Origin of the sequence: Zemynaea arenosa (assembly GCF_004614185.1) — a bacterium.
Taxonomy (GTDB): Bacteria; Pseudomonadota; Gammaproteobacteria; order Burkholderiales; family Burkholderiaceae_D; genus Telluria; species Telluria arenosa.
Map to the genome: position 1 here is coordinate 46744 of NZ_SPVF01000106.1, position 18599 is coordinate 65342.

General features: G+C 67.7%; 15 protein-coding genes. 7 read left to right on the forward strand and 8 right to left on the reverse strand.

Annotated elements, in window-relative coordinates:
• Window positions 1-90: 90 nt before the first annotated feature.
• The 6 genes from E4L96_RS07895 to E4L96_RS07925 form a co-directional block, all read right to left on the reverse strand.
• A complete protein-coding gene (locus E4L96_RS07895) occupies window positions 91-597 on the reverse strand; it encodes an SH3 domain-containing protein (RefSeq protein ID WP_135206668.1) in 507 nt (168 codons plus the stop codon).
• 5 nt (window positions 598-602) lie between these two features.
• The gene (locus tag E4L96_RS23950) at window positions 603-2504 is read right to left on the reverse strand and encodes a hypothetical protein (RefSeq protein ID WP_181017598.1); all 1902 of its coding nucleotides are present in this window, start codon (window positions 2502-2504) and stop codon (window positions 603-605) included.
• Window positions 2474-4867 carry an FtsW/RodA/SpoVE family cell cycle protein gene (locus E4L96_RS07910; RefSeq protein ID WP_229414301.1) on the reverse strand — a complete coding sequence of 798 codons (2394 nt, stop codon included), beginning with the start codon at window positions 4865-4867 and terminating at the stop codon, window positions 2474-2476. Before E4L96_RS07910 ends, E4L96_RS23950 begins: the two co-directional genes overlap by 31 nt.
• Window positions 4868-5193: 326 nt before the next feature.
• Window positions 5194-6258, reverse strand: a complete 1065-nt coding sequence (locus E4L96_RS07915; RefSeq protein ID WP_135206670.1) for a protein kinase domain-containing protein — start codon at window positions 6256-6258, stop codon at window positions 5194-5196.
• A gap of 89 nt (window positions 6259-6347) precedes the next feature.
• The gene (locus tag E4L96_RS07920) at window positions 6348-6851 is read right to left on the reverse strand and encodes a glycine zipper 2TM domain-containing protein (protein WP_135206671.1); all 504 of its coding nucleotides are present in this window, start codon (window positions 6849-6851) and stop codon (window positions 6348-6350) included.
• Between the two features lie 109 nt (window positions 6852-6960).
• Window positions 6961-7515: a GNAT family N-acetyltransferase gene (locus tag E4L96_RS07925; RefSeq protein ID WP_135206672.1), complete on the reverse strand. Its 555-nt coding sequence runs from the start codon at window positions 7513-7515 to the stop codon at window positions 6961-6963.
• Between the two features lie 123 nt (window positions 7516-7638).
• Between E4L96_RS07925 and E4L96_RS07930 the strand changes: the two genes are divergently transcribed.
• From E4L96_RS07930 to E4L96_RS07955, 6 genes are all read left to right on the forward strand, one after another.
• Complete coding sequence (locus tag E4L96_RS07930) at window positions 7639-8775, forward strand: metallophosphoesterase (RefSeq protein WP_229414302.1); 1137 nt, start codon at window positions 7639-7641, stop codon at window positions 8773-8775.
• Between the two features lie 97 nt (window positions 8776-8872).
• Window positions 8873-10303: a M20/M25/M40 family metallo-hydrolase gene (locus E4L96_RS07935; RefSeq protein WP_135206673.1), complete on the forward strand. Its 1431-nt coding sequence runs from the start codon at window positions 8873-8875 to the stop codon at window positions 10301-10303.
• 85 nt (window positions 10304-10388) lie between these two features.
• Window positions 10389-12341, forward strand: a complete 1953-nt coding sequence (locus E4L96_RS07940; protein WP_135206674.1) for a CHASE2 domain-containing protein — start codon at window positions 10389-10391, stop codon at window positions 12339-12341.
• On the forward strand, window positions 12238-12735 hold the full coding sequence (locus tag E4L96_RS07945) for an SH3 domain-containing protein (protein ID WP_167758630.1): 498 nt from the start codon (window positions 12238-12240) through the stop codon (window positions 12733-12735). Before E4L96_RS07940 ends, E4L96_RS07945 begins: the two co-directional genes overlap by 104 nt.
• Window positions 12732-13631 (forward strand): M48 family metalloprotease, encoded by a 900-nt coding sequence (locus E4L96_RS07950; RefSeq protein ID WP_220433407.1) that lies wholly within the window; start codon window positions 12732-12734, stop codon window positions 13629-13631. The genes E4L96_RS07945 and E4L96_RS07950 overlap by 4 nt, the downstream gene beginning before the upstream one ends.
• A gap of 100 nt (window positions 13632-13731) precedes the next feature.
• Window positions 13732-14505 carry an EAL domain-containing protein gene (locus E4L96_RS07955; RefSeq protein WP_135206676.1) on the forward strand — a complete coding sequence of 258 codons (774 nt, stop codon included), beginning with the start codon at window positions 13732-13734 and terminating at the stop codon, window positions 14503-14505.
• Between the two features lie 6 nt (window positions 14506-14511).
• Here the strand turns inward: E4L96_RS07955 and E4L96_RS07960 are convergent, their stop codons facing one another.
• Window positions 14512-16839: a type II CAAX endopeptidase family protein gene (locus tag E4L96_RS07960; protein WP_229414303.1), complete on the reverse strand. Its 2328-nt coding sequence runs from the start codon at window positions 16837-16839 to the stop codon at window positions 14512-14514.
• Window positions 16836-17573, reverse strand: coding sequence for an ABC transporter ATP-binding protein (locus E4L96_RS07965; protein WP_135206677.1), 738 nt, complete (start codon window positions 17571-17573; stop codon window positions 16836-16838). The genes E4L96_RS07960 and E4L96_RS07965 overlap by 4 nt, the downstream gene beginning before the upstream one ends.
• A gap of 325 nt (window positions 17574-17898) precedes the next feature.
• On the opposite strand from E4L96_RS07965, the gene E4L96_RS07970 reads away from it, so the two are divergent.
• The gene (locus E4L96_RS07970) at window positions 17899-18594 is read left to right on the forward strand and encodes a hypothetical protein (protein ID WP_135206678.1); all 696 of its coding nucleotides are present in this window, start codon (window positions 17899-17901) and stop codon (window positions 18592-18594) included.
• Window positions 18595-18599 lie beyond the last annotated feature (5 nt).

An 18599-nucleotide genomic window follows, 5' to 3' on the forward strand; every position in this document is an offset into this window, starting at 1 on the left:
GATGGCCCATGACGCCAAAGGCACGATTAGACGGGCCTTTTGGTGTTTCTTGCCATTAATGATTTGGCTTGACAAAGGAGTACGGTCTGGTCAGTGGCGCTCGTCGGTGCGGCGCAGCCAGAGACTGCTGGCCCAGCCCGTCGTTTCGACTGTACCGGTACGGGCCCGCACCTCCCACCAATCACCTGCGGACACTCCAGTGGACACCACTTCCGACTGTACCGGTACAGTCCCGATACGGCGGGCGGACACTCCCGGTGCAGTGCGCAGGTTCAGGTCTCGGTAGACCCGGTAGTGGGCGCCCGTCACTGGTGTGCCGGCCGGGGTTTCGCTCGTTGACGTCAGCTGCGGCGCCGCCGGGGCATCGGCGCTGCCAGCCAGGGTTGGGCGCCTGTCAGCGGCCAGCGCATCCGCCGGGGCGTTGGCGAGCCACAGGAGGCCGGTGCCGAGCGCCCAGGTGCCCCCCACCAGTACGGCCAGCGCGCGGGCGTTCGCGTGGCGCCACCAGCGGGCGGGCGTGAGGTAGCGGGCCAGCACCAGAGTGGCGAGGAAGGCGGCGGCGTAGGCCAGGGCGGGCATGTGGGCGATCGTCTCCATGGTGCTCAGGCGTCGAAGCGCAGCACGTAATGGCCGGCGACCAGGTGATGGCCGGAGGGCAGCATGTAGGGCTGGTCCGGCGTCGCGTCGCCGATGGCGGCAACGAAGCGCAGCTTGTCGTCCAGGTGGTAGAGCGCCTGCGTGGGACTCTGGCGGGTGATGCGGTAGACGCCATCGCCGGCCTCGAAGCTGAAGGCGGTGCGGGACAGGCCAAGGCGGTCGGCATTCGATGTGCCGCCGGCAGGGCCGCCACCGCCGGTGCCGAGGGCTGAGGAGCCGAGCGCACCTTGGGTTGCGAACGCGGGCGTCCCAGCGGTAGCGCTGGCCGTGGCACTGGTCTGGCGCAGCAAGGCACCGGAGTCGAGCACGCGCAGCGTCGAGAGTGCGGCGGCGGCGCGGCCGAAGCTGAGACGCGCGCCACGCGAGATCGCGGCGGTGCGCGGCTCCGGCAGAGTCACCAGCGCGAGGTAGCGGTCGGCCATCGGGCGCGGTACGGCGGCCAGTGTGATGGCGCGGGCATCCACGGGCGTGAACGTGGCCGGAATGGTGACCGCGCTTTGGCCGTCGCCGTTGGCGGCGGAGACGTTGTCCGCCGCGTCCACGGCAATCGTCAGGACGGCGCGGGACGGATCGGCGGCGATCCCCAGCGACTCGTCGAAGCCGAAGCACAGGCTGGCCGCGCCGGTATCGCGGTAGCGGGACAGGCGTGGCAGAGCCAGTGCCACCAGCGTGGCGCTCTGCCGCGCCACCGGCGCATAGGTCGCCTCCGCATCGGCCAGGCCCAGGCCCGCAGCCGCCAGCGCAGGCCGGTGGCTCACCGGCACCGCCGTCGCATCAGACTGGGCGTCCATCTGCGCCGTGCCAAGTGCGCCTGCGGGCCAAGCCTCCTGCGCCGCAGGACGCGAACCCGAGAGCCCGCCCTCCATCTGCGCCGTACCATACGTGCCTGAAGACCCGTCCGCTCCGTCGCCGCAGGTTGCGACGGCGGCGACGGTGGCCTTGGCCGCAGAGCGCATTCCAACCTTGCTGGCCGCCGCCGCAGCCTGCCCGGCCCCGCGCTCCTGCGTCATCGCCATCTCGCGCTGGCCGAGTGCAATCGGCTGCGCCCCCGAGCGCGACTTCCATACGGACGCGCGAGCATCGCTAGCCGCAACTTCCGCTGCCGAACGCGTTTTGGCCGCCGCCAGCGTGCGCGCCAGCTTGAGGAACAAGCGCGGCGCGCCGTTCACGGCATCCTTGCCGCGAATGACGTAGCAGCCATTGAGCGGATCATAGTGGCAGTCCAGCACATTCTTCGGCCGCACCTGAACCTCCACCGGCGCCTCCGGCCCGTCGTTGATCAGCAGGACCTGGCACTCCTCACCGAACGGCCACCCCGGCACCCCATGGCTCGCCGATTCCTCGTCCTGTCCCAGCACCGCCAGCCGCTGGTCCAGATACACCTGGCACACCGGCTTCCATACAGCGCTGTCGCGTGACACCGTGACGTTGTAGAGCACCGGTTCGCCCTGCGCGGGCAGGTACACCGCGTGCCCGAAGCGCACCTCCACTTCGCCCGGCTGCAGGCGCTCGTCGCCTACCACGTCGTAGCGGACTTCGTCAGTGCCCAGCAGGTCGCCGAAGTCCTTTTGATGGAGCGTCTTGAGCGTCTCGACCAGGTCGCGCGCGCGGCTGCCGCGAGTCAGGTGGCGGTCGTCGTCCACGTCTTCCTGCGGCAGCACCAGGGTGACGTGGGAAAAGCAGCGCGTCGGCGCGCGGCCGCGATGTTCACGCGGGCTGCGCTCGAGCAGGTCGCGCAGCAGCGGGCGGCGCGAGAACAGGGCCAGGCCCGGGGCGCGCCAGATCGCTTCCGCGTTGAACACGTCGTCGATATTGCCTAGCACCTGGTGTTGGACATAGACCGGCATGATGAAACCTCCTCTGAATTCTGAGCACTGATCGTCGTGATCCCGACCAGTCCTAGCAGGGGGCAGATGAAAAACAGCAGGTGGCTGCCACCGGCCGACAAAAAGCTCATGGGCTGGCCCATGACGGGGAAGATGGCAAGATTGGTGCCCCACGAGAGCAGAAAGTGCCCAAGCACGAAGGCTGCGCCCCCGCACAGGGCGAAGCAGCGGAAGCGGCCTAGCCAGGCGCCGTGAAAGTCGCGCGAGCCTGCGGACGACTTCCATGCGCGCGCGGCGGCTTGCAGGAGACCGGCCAGGAACAGGGCCTGCACAGTCCACAGCAGCAGCGCGGCGGCCAGGCCGTGGCGGTTCAGGAAGAAGGCGGGGGCGAAATCATCCTGTACGGCGGGGATGCGTAAGGTGTCGCCCGCCGACTGGCCGAGGGTTCGCAGGCCGAACCAGTTGTCGGCACCGAACCAGCCGCCGTCCGCAATGGCGCGGGCGCCGAGCAGCATCTGTTCGCCGGTGTGCGGATGCGTGGCGGGATCGAGCCAGACCTGGAAGCGGTCGCCGTAGAAGTTCATTCCGGCCAAGGCTTGCGGTCCCGCCTCGCGCAACATGACGATGGCCGCCACGCCGGCGGCTGCGGCCAGCAGCACGGGGATGGCAAGCAGCCAGCGGCGGGTGGCGATGGACCAGGTCAGCAGGATGGCGGTGGACCATACCGTCAGCAGGATGAGGGGCGAATAGTCGTCCACCTGCACGAGGGCGAGGCCGAGGAGAGCCATGAAGATGAAGACGGGACCGGACATGCGGAGCCAGCGCAGGGTGTCGGTGCGCAGGGTGCGTTTGCTTGGTAGGTTGCGCTGTTGCTGCCAGCCGAGACCCACGGCGATGCAGTGGGCCGTCAGCGCGGTGAGCGCGAGCTTGGCGAATTCCACGGGTTGCAGATCGAAGACGCCGGTTTCGTCGCCCAGCAAGACTTGCGCGGCGAGGGCGGCGAGTGCCAGAAGCGCGAGGGCGGCGAGCAGCCATTCGAGGGTGAGCTGCGGGATGCGCAAGGGGCGGGCGTTCAACCGGATGACGGCAAAGGAGGCGGTGCCGATGCCCAGGGCCAGCAGGGCGCTGGTTTTCTGGAAGTGGCGCAGCCAGGCGATGTCGGCGCCGCCAAGGCCCAGTTCCAATTGGGCCAGGAGGCCGGTGGCGAGCAGGATGACTGCGGCGGATACGGCGAGGCTGCTGCGGCCAAACAGTATCAATGCGGTCCACAAGGCAGCGCAGTTGAGGAGCAGCGAGATGCCCGCGCCGAGCGGCGTGCCAGCGCGTTGCATGAGCAGGGCGGTGAGCCCGGCAATGGCGAGTGCGGCGCCGGCGAGGCAAGCGATGCGCTCGGCATGGGTGGCGTCCCGGGTGAACGGCCAGCGGCCGCGTTGTGCCGCGATGGCCGTGGCCAGCAGGAGGACTGCGATCAGGACGGCGGCGATGCGCCATGCGGGGCCGCTGGGGATGGTCCAGTGCTGGCGTTGACGCCAGTCCCAGCTCACGTTGGACGGGAGGTCGGCGCGGTCGCTTGTGTAGAGGGTCACGTGGCGGGAGGGCGTGAGCGTCAGGACGTCGCCAACCGTGCGGATGGCGAAGCGGGTCTGGCCGACGATCAGCGCATCTGCTGCGGCCAGCGGGAGCGCGGCGCGTGCTGGGAAGGCGGCATTCGACGAGACGGGGGACGGCTGCCGATCGGCGGAGCTATGGGCGGGGCTCTGGTTGACGACGAGGGGCGATGCCGCGCCAGGCGTGGCGGTCAGGATAAAGGCTTCGCTCGTGCGAATGAGGGTCGCGGCGGCGGCGTCCACGTTGGGAATGCCGATGCGCGTGGCGCAGTGGAGATTGCCGCCGAAGGCCAGGGGCTTGCGCAGGTTGATCAGGCGCGGCGTGAAGCGGTTCCAGATGGTGGCGATGCGGGCGCCGACGTGGGCGTCGGGGCAGGCCACTTGCGCGTGGCCGTCGCGGTACACGGTGCCGCCATCGAAGCGCCATTGCGATTGGCCGTCCGTCATGGTGACCGAGCCGCTGTCCAGTGCCGTGACGTGGAAGCGCGCAGCGCCGAGGGCGAAGCGCATGCTTTCGGTGATTGGTACGGTGCCACTGCGCTGCACCTCGTCCCCGCGCTGGATGGCAATGGGCGCCGCTTGTGAGACGGCTGCGGCAAGCCACTCGCCGGATGCGGCGTGTTCGATGCGCACATGCGATGGTGCGGCGCGCGGCGCAGCCAGTTGGTCACGGCCCAGCACCACCGAGGCGCCCGCGGGCAGCGAAAGCCTGATCGCCGCTGGATACCACGCGGCCGGTGCGCGCCACAACGCCAGCACCTGCAGCGCGCACAGCACCGCCAGCGCCCCCGCGAAAACAACATGAGTGCCCCACGCGAGATGACGCGGGGCTCGTCCGGCGCGTACGGGCGCAGGCTGTGCACTGGCCGCCCGCGACGTTCCGCTGCCTCGCGGTCGCGTAGCGCCGCCAAGGCGCGCTGCGGCGGCGAAGAGGTACGCCATCGCTCCCGGTCTGGCGAGTCGGGCTGATGCCTTCGGCTTGGCGGTTGGTGCCGGGCGCGCGGCTGGCTGGCGGCTGCGGGATACTCGCTCGGGGCGAGCGCGCGATACGATCAGGCGAAGCGTACGCCAGAAGGCGGCGCCGGGGAGGGCGGGGCGGGCGATCATGCAGCGCCTCGCAGGGCGCTGGCCCAGCCGCCGCCGCGCAGGGTGGCGAAGAAGGCGCGTTCGCTGGCCTGGGATTGCCAGGCCTTGCGGACCGAATCGAGCCGCCGGCTGATCTCCAGTGCATTGCGGGGACGCTGCTGCGGGTCGGCGGCCAGCAATTGCCGCAGCAGGGCCAACGCCTCGCAGGCCGCAGGAGTCCACGCACACGCCGCAGGCACCCAGCTCGACCCGGCTTGCGCCTGCCGGTCGATGCGGTGCATGAACAGCGCCGCCTCATCGTGCCTCAACATCGGCGGGAGCCTGCGGCCATGCCGCTCACGCAGCACGGACGCGCCAGCGCTGCGATGCTCGCGATACGCCGCCCCAACCTCACTGCAGAAGCGCAGCTGCACCCCGCCCGTCACCAGAAAGTAGAACAGCGCCCCCAGCGCAAAGTAATCCGTCCGCGCATCGGTGCGATAGCGCTGCTCCTCATCCGGGAAGAACTGTTCGGGCGCCTGCCAATTGGCCGTGCCCGCGTACGAGTGCGGAGTGCCATCGACGAGCGGCCGGTTGGTCCCAAAATCCGCCAGTTTCACCCGCATCGATGCGGAATCGAGCAGCACATTGGACGGCTTGAGATCCAGGTACCGCCAGCCATACTGATGCACCTTGGCGATCGCCTGGTTCAATTGCTGCATCCATGACAGGACCTGCGCAAACTCCAGCGCCCGCCCCGCATTGCGCTCCTGCGCGACGTAGCGCGACAGGTCGGTCTCCAGCCGTTCGAGGGCCAGCACCGGCAGCCCTTCATCCACGCCGCAGTCGAGTAAGCGCACGATGTGCCGCCCATCCCACGGCGACAGGGACCGCAGAAAGCCGATCTCCGCCTCCGCGCTGGCCGTCCAGTGTGCGCGCTCCCCGCACCGCGCCGCCGCCATCTGTTCGCGGTTGACCAGCTTGAGCGCCACATCGCATGCGGCACCGCGCGCACTCCACACCACCCCGTAGCTCGACCCGCCCAGCCGCTCGCGCAGCACATAGCTGCCACCGTCCAGCTGCATCACGTCCCCTGCCTGCATGTCACCTCCCGTAAGCCCATGCGGGACCTTAGCGGAGGGACGAAAAAAAACACCGGCAGGCCGGTGTTTTCAGGGGAGCAAGGCGCCGTTTAGCGGTGGCCGTGATGGCCCCAGCCGCCGTGGCCACGTCCGCCGTAGTATCCGCCGCGGCCACCCACGATGACGACTTCACGCGGGCCGTAGTAGCGCGGGGGCGCGTAGTAGACCGGAGCCGGCTCGTAGTAGCGCACCACCGGGCGCGGTTCCACGTACACCGGGGCCGGCTCGTAGTAGGTCGTCGACGGCGCGTAATATGTGGACGATTGCGGATAGTAGCTGGTGGCGGGCGCGTAGCCGTTGCCGTAGTACCCGCTGTTGGAGTAGTACCCGTTGTTGGAGTAGTACCCGCGGTCACCTGAGGCGGCGGCATTGCCGATCGCCGCGCCCACCAAGGCACCGACCGCCGCGCCGTTGCGCGAGTGGGTCGAGTTGCCGACGGCGGCGCCGATCACGGCACCAGCCAGGGTGCTGCCCGCGCGGTCCTGCGCCATGGCCGCGCCGGAGAGTGCAGCTGCGGTCAGGAGCACCGCACCGAGAACAGTTTTCTTCATCATGGCGTTTCCTCTACATCCCCAGGCCCGGCCGGGATGGCCGCTGACACTCTGGGGGCACGAGTTCAATATACGCCCGGCGCGGAATTTTTCCTTTTCTTAATACAGAATTTTACAAATGCCGCTCACGCGAAACATCGGACCCGCGCCACTGTTCCCACTCGCTGCGCAGCAGGCTGTACATTTTGGCATCGCGCACCTGGCCATCGGTGAAGAACATGCCGCGCAGCGTGCCCTCGTAGGTGTAGCCGCACTTCTGCGCGATGCGCTCGGACGCGATGTTCAGAGGGTTCATCAGCAGTTCCAGCCGGTTGTATTGATAGGCGCGGAACAGGTAGTCGGACATCAGCCGGGTCGCTTCCGTCATGATGCCGCGCCCCCCGCTGCCCGCCAGCAGGCGGTAGCCGATCTCGCGCGCGAGCGGCGTGCGGCTCTTGAAGTGCGAGATCGAGCCGACGATGGCGCCAGTCTTGTCTTCCACCAGCATCATCTCGCGGTCATCGGTGACGAAGCCGGTGGCCGCGAACTCGCGCCGCAGCGCCTCCGGCGAATGGAACTGCTGCGAAAAATATTCGCCGCGGTTTTCCAGTTCATTCTGAAGCGCGATGTAGGTTGGCAGGTCGACGGTCGTGATGTGACGGACGTTGCAGAGTGCTCCCTTCAGCATGGCGGTTCCTGTGCGAGTGACGATTGTATAGACGTGCTATAGACGTCCCCATGTTAGCAGATTGGCCTTGTGTAAGTTGCCCCTGGCCCCATCTTGGTCCGACCGCATCGAAAGGATCCGTCCATGCTCAAGCGCCGTGTCGCCGTTGTTCTCAGCCTGCTCGCACTGCTGCATATGTATATCGGCATGCGGCTGATTCCGGCCATCGGCCTGGCGGGCGTGGGCTACGCACTGGCGGTCCTGTTCCTGGCCGCGTCCACGGTGCTTATGCCGATGGGCCTCATCGCAACGCGCGTGCGGAAAGGCGATCTCGCGGACCGGCTGGCGTGGGTCGGCCTGCTGGTGATGGGCCTGTTCTCGTCCCTGCTGGTGCTGACCTTCCTGCGCGATCTGCTGCTGCTCTTGCTCGAAGTCGCGGGTATGGCCGATGCCGACGTCACCCATGCCACCGCCGTCGGCGTGCCGCTGCTGGCGCTGGGCGTCACCGTGGTCGGCTTCTTCAACGCGCGCCGCACCGCACGGGTGGTCGAAGTGGAAGTGCCGATCAAGGACCTGCCGGCGTCGCTCGATGGCTATTCGATCGTGCAAATCTCGGACGTCCACGTCGGCCCCACCATCAAGCGCAAGTACATCGACGCCATCGTCAACCGCGTGAACGCGCTGGAGCCGGACGCCATCGCGGTCACGGGTGACGTGGTGGATGGCAGTGTGCACCGCCTGGCCCCGCACACCGCGCCGCTGGGCCGCCTGGCCGCGCGCGACGGCACCTTCTTCGTCACCGGCAATCACGAGTACTACTCAGGTGCGCATGAATGGATCGCCGAGATGCGTCGCCTTGGCCTGACGGTGCTGATCAACCAGCATGTGATCCGCGAGCGCGATGGCCAGCAGCTGCTGATCGCCGGAGTGCCCGACTACACGGCGCATTTGTTCGATGCCTCCCACAAGAGCGACCCGCAACAGGCCGCCGCGGGCGCGCCGGACAACGTCGCCGTCAAGATTCTGCTGGCGCACCAGCCGCGCACCGCGCCTGCCGCTGCCGACGCGGGCTTCGATCTGCAGCTCTCGGGCCACACGCATGGTGGGCAGTTCTTCCCGTGGAACCTGTTCGTGCCGCTGCAGCAGCCGTTCGTTGCGGGCCTTAATCGCTTGAAGAACCTGTGGGTCTATACCAGCCGCGGCACCGGCTACTGGGGCCCGCCGAAACGCTTCGGCGCACCCTCCGAAATCACGCGCGTGCGGCTGGTCCCAGCCAAGTAAGCGCGCCACGCGGCCATCGAAAAATGGCACGGTCCAGCAGACCGTTGCCAAATGCGCTATCGTTTTGAGTTCCCGTCGAACCCAAAAGGATCACCGCATGAACTTTGCCCGCCATACCCTGGCCGCCGCCGCCTTCCTGCTTGCCTCGTCCAGCTTTGCCGCCACCCCCGGGAACACGCCGGCCTCGCTGGCGCAGATCCGCGATACCGCGATGGCCAGCGACTACGCCTACGAGCGCCTGGCCGACCTCACCGACCTGATTGGCCCGCGCCCCGCCGGCTCGCCGGGTGCGGCCGCCGCCATCAACCAGGTGGCCGATGCGATGCGCGCGCTGGGTGCCAAGGTGACGCTGCAGCCGGTGAAGGTGCCGCACTGGGTGCGCGGCGTGGAGACCGGTGAGCTGGTGGAGTACGCGGGCCGCCCCAACGGCGTGGCGCAGAAGGTGGTGCTGACGGCGCTGGGCAACTCCGGCGCGACGCCGCAGGCCGGCCTGCGCGCACCCGTGCTGGTGGTGCACAGCTTCGATGAATTCAAGGCGCGCAGCGCCGAAGCGAAGGGCAAGATCGTGCTGTTCGACGTGCCGTTCGACCAGCTGGCGGCGGACCGCGGCCTGGCCGGCCCGGCCTACGGCACCGCGGTGGCCTACCGTGGCGCTGGTCCGCGCATGGCGGCGGAAGCCGGCGCTCTGGCCGCGCTGGTGCGCTCCGTCGGCGGCGCCAACTTCCGCATCCCGCATACGGGCCTGACCAATTTCGGGACCGTCAAACCGATTCCCGCCGCCGCCGTGACCACGGAAGACGCGATGCTGATGACGCGCCTGGCGCGCCGCGGCCCGCTCACCATGCACCTGACCGTGACCCCGCAAAAACTGCCGGATGCCGACAGCTTCAACGTGATCGCCGACTGGCCGGGCACCGACAAGGCGGACGAAGTGGTGATCGTCTCCGGTCACCTGGATTCCTGGGACCTCGCCACCGGCGCCAATGACGATGCATCCGAAGTCGCTGCCGCAATGGGCGTGATCGAGACGCTGCGCAAGCTGGACCTGCACCCGCGCCGCACCATCCGCCTGGTGGCGTGGATGAGCGAAGAGCAGGGCGGCCATGGCGGCATCGGCTACGCGGGCGCGTACAAGGGCGAGGTGGAGAAGCACTTTGCGGCCATCGAAAGCGATGGTGGCTCGGGGCGCCCGTTCGGCATCCAGGCCAGTGTGGGCAAGGCCGCGCTGCCGCTGTTCACGCCCCTGCAGCAGGCGCTCCTGCCGATCGGCGCCAACGTCTTCAAGCGCGAGGACGAACTGGGGACCGGTGACCTGTTCTCGCTCGAACAGGCGGGCGTGCCCTCGTTCGAGCCGCTGATCGATACCTCGACCTACTTCCACTACCACCACACCCCGGCCGACACGCTGGACAAGGTGGACCCGGACAACGTCCGCCGCCACGTGGCGGTGCTGTCGTCGCTGGCGTGGTACCTGGCCAATCTCGACCAGCCGCTGGGCCGTGCCCCGGCCGCCACAGTGGCGCGCTAAAACACGCTTCCCCCACCGAGGGCGTTGGTTCTGGCGCCGGAAAGTTGCTTATAATTAAGGCATTTTCCGGCGAGTCTGTCTTCCGATGCCCCGTTTCCTGCGCCTGCTGGCCGCCCCCAAGGGCCTGCTCTGCGCCGCCGCGCTCGCGGTGGCGCTGGCGGAGCTGTGCGGCCTGCACGCCCTGCGTCCCCTGGACAACCGGCTGCTGGACTGGATGGTGCGCTCGCATGCGGCCACCCTGCAGCCGGACCCGGACATCGTCATCGTCGACATCGATGACGCCAGCCTGGCGCGCATGGAGAGCGTGGCGGGCAGCTGGCCATGGCCGCGCTCCGTGCATGCGGAGCTGCTGGACAGATTGCGCAAGCAGGAGCCGCGCGCCATCGTGTTCGACCTCACGTTCTCGGAGCGCGACGTGTACCGGCCGGACAGCGACCGCCTGTTCAACGAAGCGCTGGCCGGTAACACCAACATCTACTTCCCGCTGGCGCGCCAGAAGGCCGCCAACGACAAAGACGGCGCACCTGCGCTGCAGGTCGCCCCGCTGCTTGGCCTGCGCGCCGGCCCACATGCGGATCCGGATGCCCGCATCGCCCTCCAGCCGCCGCTCGCGGTGGATGCGCGCTACTGGCGCACCGGCACCATCAATTATCTGGAAGACGCGGACGGCATCGGCCGCCGCTACCCGCTGTATATCGATGCGCATGGCTGGCAGATTCCATCGCTGCCCGCGCGGGTGGCGCGGGACCTCGGCTTCAGCGTGCCGCAGGCGCCAGACCTCACGCTGCACTGGCGCGGTGGCCTGAGTGCCTATCACCACATTCCGTACGCGGACCTGTACGAGGACTTCACCCGCGAGCGCCCGCAACGTCCGGCCGATGAATTGAAGGGCAAGATCGTCATCATTGGTTCGGACGCCACCACCTTGAACGACCTGCGCGCCACGCCGATCGCCAGCCTGTACCCGGCCGTGCAGGTCGTGGCCACGGCCATCGACAACCTGAAGAACCGGCGCGCCATGGCGCCGGCGCCCGCATGGGTGATGCCCACGCTGACGGTGGCGGCGCTGCTGGTGGTGTTCCGCTCGTTCCGGCGCCGCTCCAACACGCTGAGCATCGCCGCCATGCTGGCGCTGCTCTCGGTAGGCTGGCTGGCCGCGAGCTGGGTGGGCGTGCAGCGCAATGTGCTGCTGCCCGTGGTGGCACCCCTGGTGCTGGTGTGGGTCTACATGTTCGCGGGCACACTGCAGGAATACCTGGCCGAGCGCCGCACGCGCCAGCAGGCGGTGACGATGTTCAGCCGCTTCGTGAACCCGCACGTGGTGCGCCAGCTGGTGGAGCACGGCCAGGTCGCGCGCGCGGGTGAGGCGCGCGAAATCACGGTGCTGTTCTCGGACATTCGGGGCTTCACCACGCTGAGCGAAACGCGCACGCCGCAGGAAGTGGTGGCGCTGCTGAACCGCTACTTCACGCTGCAGGTGGAGGTCGTATTCCGCCACGGCGGTTCGCTCGACAAGTTCATCGGCGACTGCATCATGGCGTTCTGGGGTGCGCCGCTGGACGACCCGCGCCACGCGCAAAACGCAGTGGCGGCCGCGCTGGAGATGGCCGAGGTGCTGCAGCGCTTCAAGCGCGAGCTCAACGCCGAGGACCTGGACTTCGACGTCGGCATCGGCCTGCATTCCGGGCCTGCCGTGGTGGGCCTGATCGGCTCGGACCAGCGCCGCGAATACACGGCCATTGGCGACACCGTCAACCTGGCCAGCCGCATCGAAGGCCTGACCAAGGGGGTCTCGCGCATCCTGGTCTCGGACTCCACCCGCCGTTTGTGCGGCGACGAATTCACATTCACACCACACGGCTCATTCGCCGTCAAAGGCCGCGAACAGCCGGTCGAACTCTATGGTCCACAGGGGAGAAAGCATGAAAATGAAAATGATAGTCAGCCTGCTGCTGGCGGCGCTGGCGAGCGCGGCGGCAGCGGCGGAGGTGGCGCACACGGTGCGTCCGACCGAGCTGAAAGCCAAGCCGTTCACTGACGCTGCCACCGTCGAGAGCCTGGGCGAAGCGTCCAAGGTCGATGTGCTGGCACGCCAGGCCAGCTGGATGCAGGTGAAGACGGACAAGAAGAACACCGGCTGGGTGAAGCTTCTGAGCCTGCGCTTTGATGCGATCAACGGCAAGCCGTCGGGCGTGAATGAGAACCTGAATGTGGTCTTCAACCTGGCCAAGACGGGCAGCGGGGGCAGCACCGCCACCACGGGCGTGAAGGGAATCTCGGAAGAGCAGCTCAAGAACCCGCAGCCGAATCCGGCCGCGCTGGCGCAGGTCAACGAGATGACGGTGTCGCCGAGCGAGATGGAGCAGTTCACGCTGCGCGGGAATCTGAAGCCGCAGAAGGTAGCCTATGTGGTTGAAGGAGGCCGCAAATGAAGCGGCTTGCAGCTTTGACGATGGCACTGGCGTGTTCCGGGTGCGCGGTGGCGCCGGTGATGATGAATACCGCGCTGCAGAACATGACGCTGGATGATGCCAAGAAGGTCGTCACTACCGGCAGCAACATGCTGACCGGCGCGACGCGCGAGGTGACACCGCAGGAGGAGGTCGCCCTCGGCTCCGGCGTAGCCAGCAACCTGCTGGGCGCCGCGCCTCTGCTGAAGGATGCCAAGGCGCAGGCCTACGTGAACACGGTTGGAAAATGGGTGGCGCAGCAGAGCGAGCGCCCCGATTTGAACTGGCACTTCGCGGTCCTCGATGACAACGAGGTCAATGCCTACGCGGCGCCGGGTGGCTACGTTTTCATCACCCGCGGCATGCTGGTCAGCCTGCGCAGCGAAGCCGAACTGGCCGGGGTATTGGCCCACGAGGTGGGGCATGTGGTGGCCAAGCACCATCTGAAGGCGATGACCAGCCAGGGCTTCCTGGATGGCGTCAAGGACCTGGGCGGCATGTTCATGGACAAAAACGGCGGCACCATCCCGGGCGTCGACCCGCGTTACGTGGAGTGGGGCACCAAGGCGGCCAAGGCGGGCATGCAGGTGTACGCGCGTGGCCTCGACAAGAGCGATGAGTTCGAGGCCGACCGTATGGGCGTCGTGCTGGCCGCCCGCGCCGGCTACGATCCCTTCGGCCTGCCCGCCGTGCTGCAATCCCTGCAAGCCGTCAATCCAGATAATCCCGGCCTGGCCCTGATGTTCAAGACTCACCCGCCGTTCGGCGAGCGCCTCGACAAGCTGGCCCTGGCCATGGGCGCGGACTTTGACCGCTTCGACAAGGGAGTCACGCTGGACAAGCGCTTCAAGTCGCAAGTCAGCATGCCGAAACGCTAAGACGCGTCTACAACACCCCGGCGCCCGAATGCGCCCGATTGAAAGCAGGAAACGTTTGGTCCTGCTATAGTCGGGCGCATTTTCATTCCGGCGTCTGCCTATGATACCGATCCTCGAGCAGTACTCCCCACGCACCGCCTGCAAAGGCTGCGGCGAAGCCAACGCCATCGACTTCGATTTCGAATACGCTTACCAGCCGATCGTGCAGGTGTCCACGCGCAGCATCTACGCGCACGAGGCGCTGGTGCGCGGCCCGAATGGCGAGCCGGCGCCCACGGTGCTCTCGAAGGTCAACAAGGACAATATCTACCACTTCGACCAGGCCTGCCGGGTGAAGGCGGTCGAGGGCGCCGCGCGGCTGGGGATGCGCGAACGGCTGTCGATCAACTTCCTGCCGAACGCCGTGTACCGGCCCGAAGTCTGCATCCGCACCACGCTGGAGGCGGCGCGCCGCACCGGCTTCCCGGTCGAGAACATCATCTTCGAAGTGACCGAGAGCGAGCAGGTGACGGATCGCGCCCACCTGGTCGGCATCTTCCGTGAGTACGACCGGCTCGGCTTCCACACCGCGATCGACGACTTCGGCGCCGGCTACGCGGGCCTCAACCTGCTGGCCGAGTACCAGCCGCACATCGTGAAGCTGGACATGGACCTGGTGCGCAACATCGACACGTCGGCGGCGCGCCAGGCCATCGTGCGCCACACCGTGGCCCTGTGCCGCGACCTTGGTGTAACGGTGCTGGCTGAAGGCGTTGAGACCAGCGCCGAGCGCGATGTGCTGATCGCCGCAGGCATCGACCTGCTGCAGGGCTACCTGTTCTCGAAACCCATCTTCAACGGTCTCGCCACCATCCCGGACGCAGCCTGGGCCTAAGCAGATTCAGTGGCTTTGCACCGCCACCAGCGCCGCGTTGTAGATCGCGTGAACCAGCATGGGTGCCAGCAGCGCACCGGTGCGGGCGTAAGCCAGCGCCGTTCCGAGGCCCAGCACGAACACTGGCAGCATCGACAGCGGCGGGTGCACCACCGCAAATAGCGCAGCCGATAGCGCCATCGCCGCCGCTGGCCTGAGCGAGCGCCGCAGGCCACCGAAGATCAGGCCGCGGAAGATGAACTCCTCGCACAGCGGCGCGGCGACCACCGCCAGTGGCACCATCCACAGCACGCCGACGCGCAAGCCGCTGGCTGCCGCATCCTGCAGTTCCGCGGCCAGCGGTGAGTGATTGAGCGCCCACAGGTAGGCCAGCCCGAATGCGGTCGCCACCACGCCGAGGCCAGTACCCCAGCCCAGGCAGGCGCCGAGGTTGGCCTGCACCAGCCTGGGTACGTCCGCTGTCTTGCTGCGCCAGTAGATGAAGCGCACCAGCGCATACACCACGATCCCCGCACCCGCGAACGCGATGAGCAGCGCCTGGCCCAGCGCCAGCTTCCAGTCCGTGACCGCGAGCCAGGCGAGGAATGCCTGGCCGACGAAGAAGGCCATCGCCGCCATCAGTCCGTCGGCGGTCGAAACCCGCGCGGGCGGCGCGGCGGCCGGATCGAGCAGGTAGGGCAGTTCGTCGCGCGCCTTCTGCCACAGCGCCTGCGCCAGGCCCGCGACCAGCACGATCAAAGCGAGCCGCGCATGCCACGCTTCGCCGTAGATGGCATAGCCGTACATGGCGCTCAGCATCATGTAGAGGTAAACATAGCTGGGGCGGACGCGGGTGCGGATATCCTGCGCCAGCGGGTCGCACGCGAACACGCCCAGCGCCACCGCGATGGCCGCGAAGACCGGAATCGCGGCCAGCACCAGCACGATGCGGCTGACCAGCGCGGCGTCCCAGTGCGCGGAGGTGGCGAGGCCAAAGCCGAACACCGCGAGCGGGTAGAGCGCGGCAAAGCCCGCCCACAGCATGGCCTTCTGCTTGAGCACCCGCTCCAGCGCTACCGGGAAGGTGTACAGCATCCAGAGTGCGTGGCCTTCGTTATTCAGCGTCTGGAAGGCGGACAGCATCAGCATGTAGGTGCCCAGGCCGAAGGCCGTCACCGCGAGCAGGCCGGGATCGGCTCCCAGCTTGCCGATGCCGGACAGGGACCCGTTGAAGAACATCTGCGTCCCGATGATCAGCACCGGCATGAACAGGCTTTGCAGCATGAAGTTACGGTCGCGGGACAGCAGGCGCAGTTCGCGGCGGATCAGCGGAGAGCGCGGCATCAGCTTCGCCAGCGGCGCATCCTGTTCGACGGTGGCGCTGGTGCGGTGGCGGCTCGATTCGCGCGAACTGGTGGCCACCACGCCGTTGCGCAGCTGCCAGCGCAGCAGGGCCATGCCGGCCAGGAGGATCAACAGCGTCTGGGCCAGCAGCAGCACCCAGTACACGCCGGTCCCGCTGGCGCCGGACGCGGGCGCCAGGGCGCGTACCGCGAGGCCGGGCGGCGTCCAGAGCGCCCATTCCGGCACCGCGCGCGCGGCGCTGAAGACAAAGCTGTTGGGGTGCGCCATGCCGAACGCCATCCCCATGTACATGGCCGGGATGGAGCCCATCGCGCAGATGGCCTGCACGTTGCGCAGCTGCGAGGGCGCGAGTGCGATGCGCAAGCCGGTATCGGCCAGGGTGCGCAGCTGGGCCGCGATCGCGAGCAGGCAAAGCGCGGCCGCGGACCCGAGCAGGGGCGCGAGCCAGCGGTAGCCATCGAACCACGCCAGCGCGATGCAGGGGATACCGAGGGCGAGGACTCCGGTGGGATTGGCCACCGTACGTTCCAGCACGCGCGCACAGAGCAGCGGGCCGCGCCGCAAGGGCAGGGTGGCCAGCCACTCCAGGTCCCAGTCCGGCTGCGCGAGTTCGCGGCTGCCCAGTGGCAGCAGCAGGCTGACGAACAGCAGCAGCGCCATTTGCAGGGTGGCGCCGAGCAGCGTGGGCGTGGTGAAGGCCAGGCCACGCACGATGGCGTCGTCCTCGGGTCGCGCCAGATCGTGCGATGGGTCCAGGTAGCACAGGATATTCAGCAGCGCCTCATGCTCCATGTTCGAGTACGCGAAGACCATGATCGCGGCCATCACCACCGACAGCACGATGCCGAAGCGGCGCCGCGCGGGCGTGGCGGTGCGCGGCTTGGACGGCGGCGCCTTGCGCCATGTGACATTCCCGAACATGTTGCCGATGCGGCGCAGGCGCAACGCCGACAGCAGCCAGACGGCGCGCAGGGTCGAGGCCGGGGTCACGGCGTGGTCTCGTCGGTGTCGTCGGTCAGCATCAGGAACACGTCTTCCAGCGAACCCGAGGCGGCCAGCTGCGCGCGGATCTCGTCCAGCGTGCCGGTGGCGGCCAGCGCGCCGCGGTGGATGATGCCGACGCGGTCGCACATCTTCTCGGCCATGTCCAGCAGGTGGGTGGAGACGAAGATGGTCTTGCCGCCCGCCGCGGCGGCGATCAGGCGTTCCTGCACGTCGCGCGAGGCGCGCGGATCGAGACCGTTGATCGGTTCATCGAGGATCAGGACCGCCGGGTCGTGGATCATGGCGCAGGCCAGGCCCAGCTTCTTCTTCATGCCCATCGAATAGTTGACGGCGAATTCCTCGCTGACGTCGTCCAGGCCCCAATGCGCCAGCATCTGGGCGCTGCGCTCGCGGGCCTCGCGGCGGCTGAAGCCATGCATCTCGGCGACGAACTGCAGGATCTCGCGGCCGCGCAGGAAGTCGTAGAACACGGGGTTGTCCGGCAGGTAGCCGACGCGCTGCTTGACGGCGGCGGCATCCTGCTGGCAGTCCAGGCCATCGATCAGGACGCGGCCGGAACTCGGTACCAGAATGCCCATCATCATGCGGATGGTGGTGGTCTTGCCTGCGCCGTTGGGGCCGAGAAAACCGAACATTTCGCCGCGCGGGACGGTGAGGGTGAGCGGCTTGACCGCATCGTAGCTGCCATAGCGCTTGGCCAGGGCCTCGAACTGGATCATGGAGGTGAGCTCGGGTGGAAACGGCGGATCATAGCATGGTGGGTTTGTTAACATTCCAGGCTCCCCACGTCTGTATGTGAAGAAAGTGTTGTATTGCACCGACAACATTTTTAATGCTGTGTAATAACAAGTTGTGTAAAATAAGTCCATGCCGCCCCAACCCGCGGCCAAGAAACACCAACCAGCCGGCCCGCCCCAACCTCGCAGAACGTCTGATGGTCCAGGCAGCGATTGCTGATCGCTGCACACATCTGCTCTAGTCTGTTGGGGACACTCTCGTGACACTGCATCTGTACGCTGACCGTACTGACGGGACGGTGCAGCCATGATCGCCAGCCTGCGTCTGACCATTCGCCAGCTGGGATTCCTGGACGGCATCCTGTATTTCGTTTCCGGATTGCTGGCCCGCGCGAGCGCTGGCCGAATCATGCTCTACAAATACCGGCTGGTGGCCCAGCCTGTGCACACCCGGCCGCTCGGGGGCGGGCGCGGGCGCAGCATCGCGGTGCGTAGCGCGGGACTGGAAGTGGCCGAGGCGCCGCACGGGCGGCCGACGTCCGTCATCCATAGCCGTTTTGCGCAGGGAGCCCATTGCCTCGCCGCCTACCGGGGCGAGGACATGTCCGGCTTCCTGTGGTATTCGCCTGGTCCCTGGACCGAGGACGAAGTGCGGGCGCGCTATGTGCCTGCGACGCCGGCGGCGGTGTGGGACTTCGACGTGGCGGTCTTCGGCGGTAACCAGCTCGGGTTCACGTTTGCCCGGCTGTGGGAGGAGGCCAACCTGCGCTGGCATGCGCACGGCGTGCGCTGGACCATGAGCCGGATTTCGGCATTCAATCCGGGCTCGCGCGCATCGCACGGCAAGCTGGGGGCGGTACTGCTGGGCAGTGCGGTGTTCCTGCGCTGCGGACGCTGGCAGTGGACGTTCTCGACGCTGGCGCCGTTCGTGCACCTGTCCCGCCACGATGAGTCCATGCCGCAGTTCAAACTGGTGCCACCGGCGCCGGTGTCCGACCACTGATCCGT

What these genes read in the sequence shown, in the direction of transcription:
- E4L96_RS07895 (WP_135206668.1), bottom strand. Translation starts at nt 597, where the DNA reads ATGGAGACGATCGCCCACATGCCCGCCCTGGCCTACGCCGCCGCCTTC.
- E4L96_RS23950 (WP_181017598.1), bottom strand. Translation starts at nt 2,504, where the DNA reads ATGCCGGTCTATGTCCAACACCAGGTGCTAGGCAATATCGACGACGTG.
- E4L96_RS07915 (WP_135206670.1), bottom strand. Translation starts at nt 6,258, where the DNA reads ATGCAGGCAGGGGACGTGATGCAGCTGGACGGTGGCAGCTATGTGCTG.
- E4L96_RS07920 (WP_135206671.1), bottom strand. Translation starts at nt 6,851, where the DNA reads ATGATGAAGAAAACTGTTCTCGGTGCGGTGCTCCTGACCGCAGCTGCA.
- E4L96_RS07925 (WP_135206672.1), bottom strand. Translation starts at nt 7,515, where the DNA reads ATGCTGAAGGGAGCACTCTGCAACGTCCGTCACATCACGACCGTCGAC.
- E4L96_RS07930 (WP_229414302.1), top strand. Translation starts at nt 7,639, where the DNA reads ATGCTCAAGCGCCGTGTCGCCGTTGTTCTCAGCCTGCTCGCACTGCTG.
- E4L96_RS07935 (WP_135206673.1), top strand. Translation starts at nt 8,873, where the DNA reads ATGAACTTTGCCCGCCATACCCTGGCCGCCGCCGCCTTCCTGCTTGCC.
- E4L96_RS07940 (WP_135206674.1), top strand. Translation starts at nt 10,389, where the DNA reads ATGCCCCGTTTCCTGCGCCTGCTGGCCGCCCCCAAGGGCCTGCTCTGC.
- E4L96_RS07945 (WP_167758630.1), top strand. Translation starts at nt 12,238, where the DNA reads ATGATAGTCAGCCTGCTGCTGGCGGCGCTGGCGAGCGCGGCGGCAGCG.
- E4L96_RS07950 (WP_220433407.1), top strand. Translation starts at nt 12,732, where the DNA reads ATGAAGCGGCTTGCAGCTTTGACGATGGCACTGGCGTGTTCCGGGTGC.
- E4L96_RS07955 (WP_135206676.1), top strand. Translation starts at nt 13,732, where the DNA reads ATGATACCGATCCTCGAGCAGTACTCCCCACGCACCGCCTGCAAAGGC.
- E4L96_RS07965 (WP_135206677.1), bottom strand. Translation starts at nt 17,573, where the DNA reads ATGATCCAGTTCGAGGCCCTGGCCAAGCGCTATGGCAGCTACGATGCG.
- E4L96_RS07970 (WP_135206678.1), top strand. Translation starts at nt 17,899, where the DNA reads ATGATCGCCAGCCTGCGTCTGACCATTCGCCAGCTGGGATTCCTGGAC.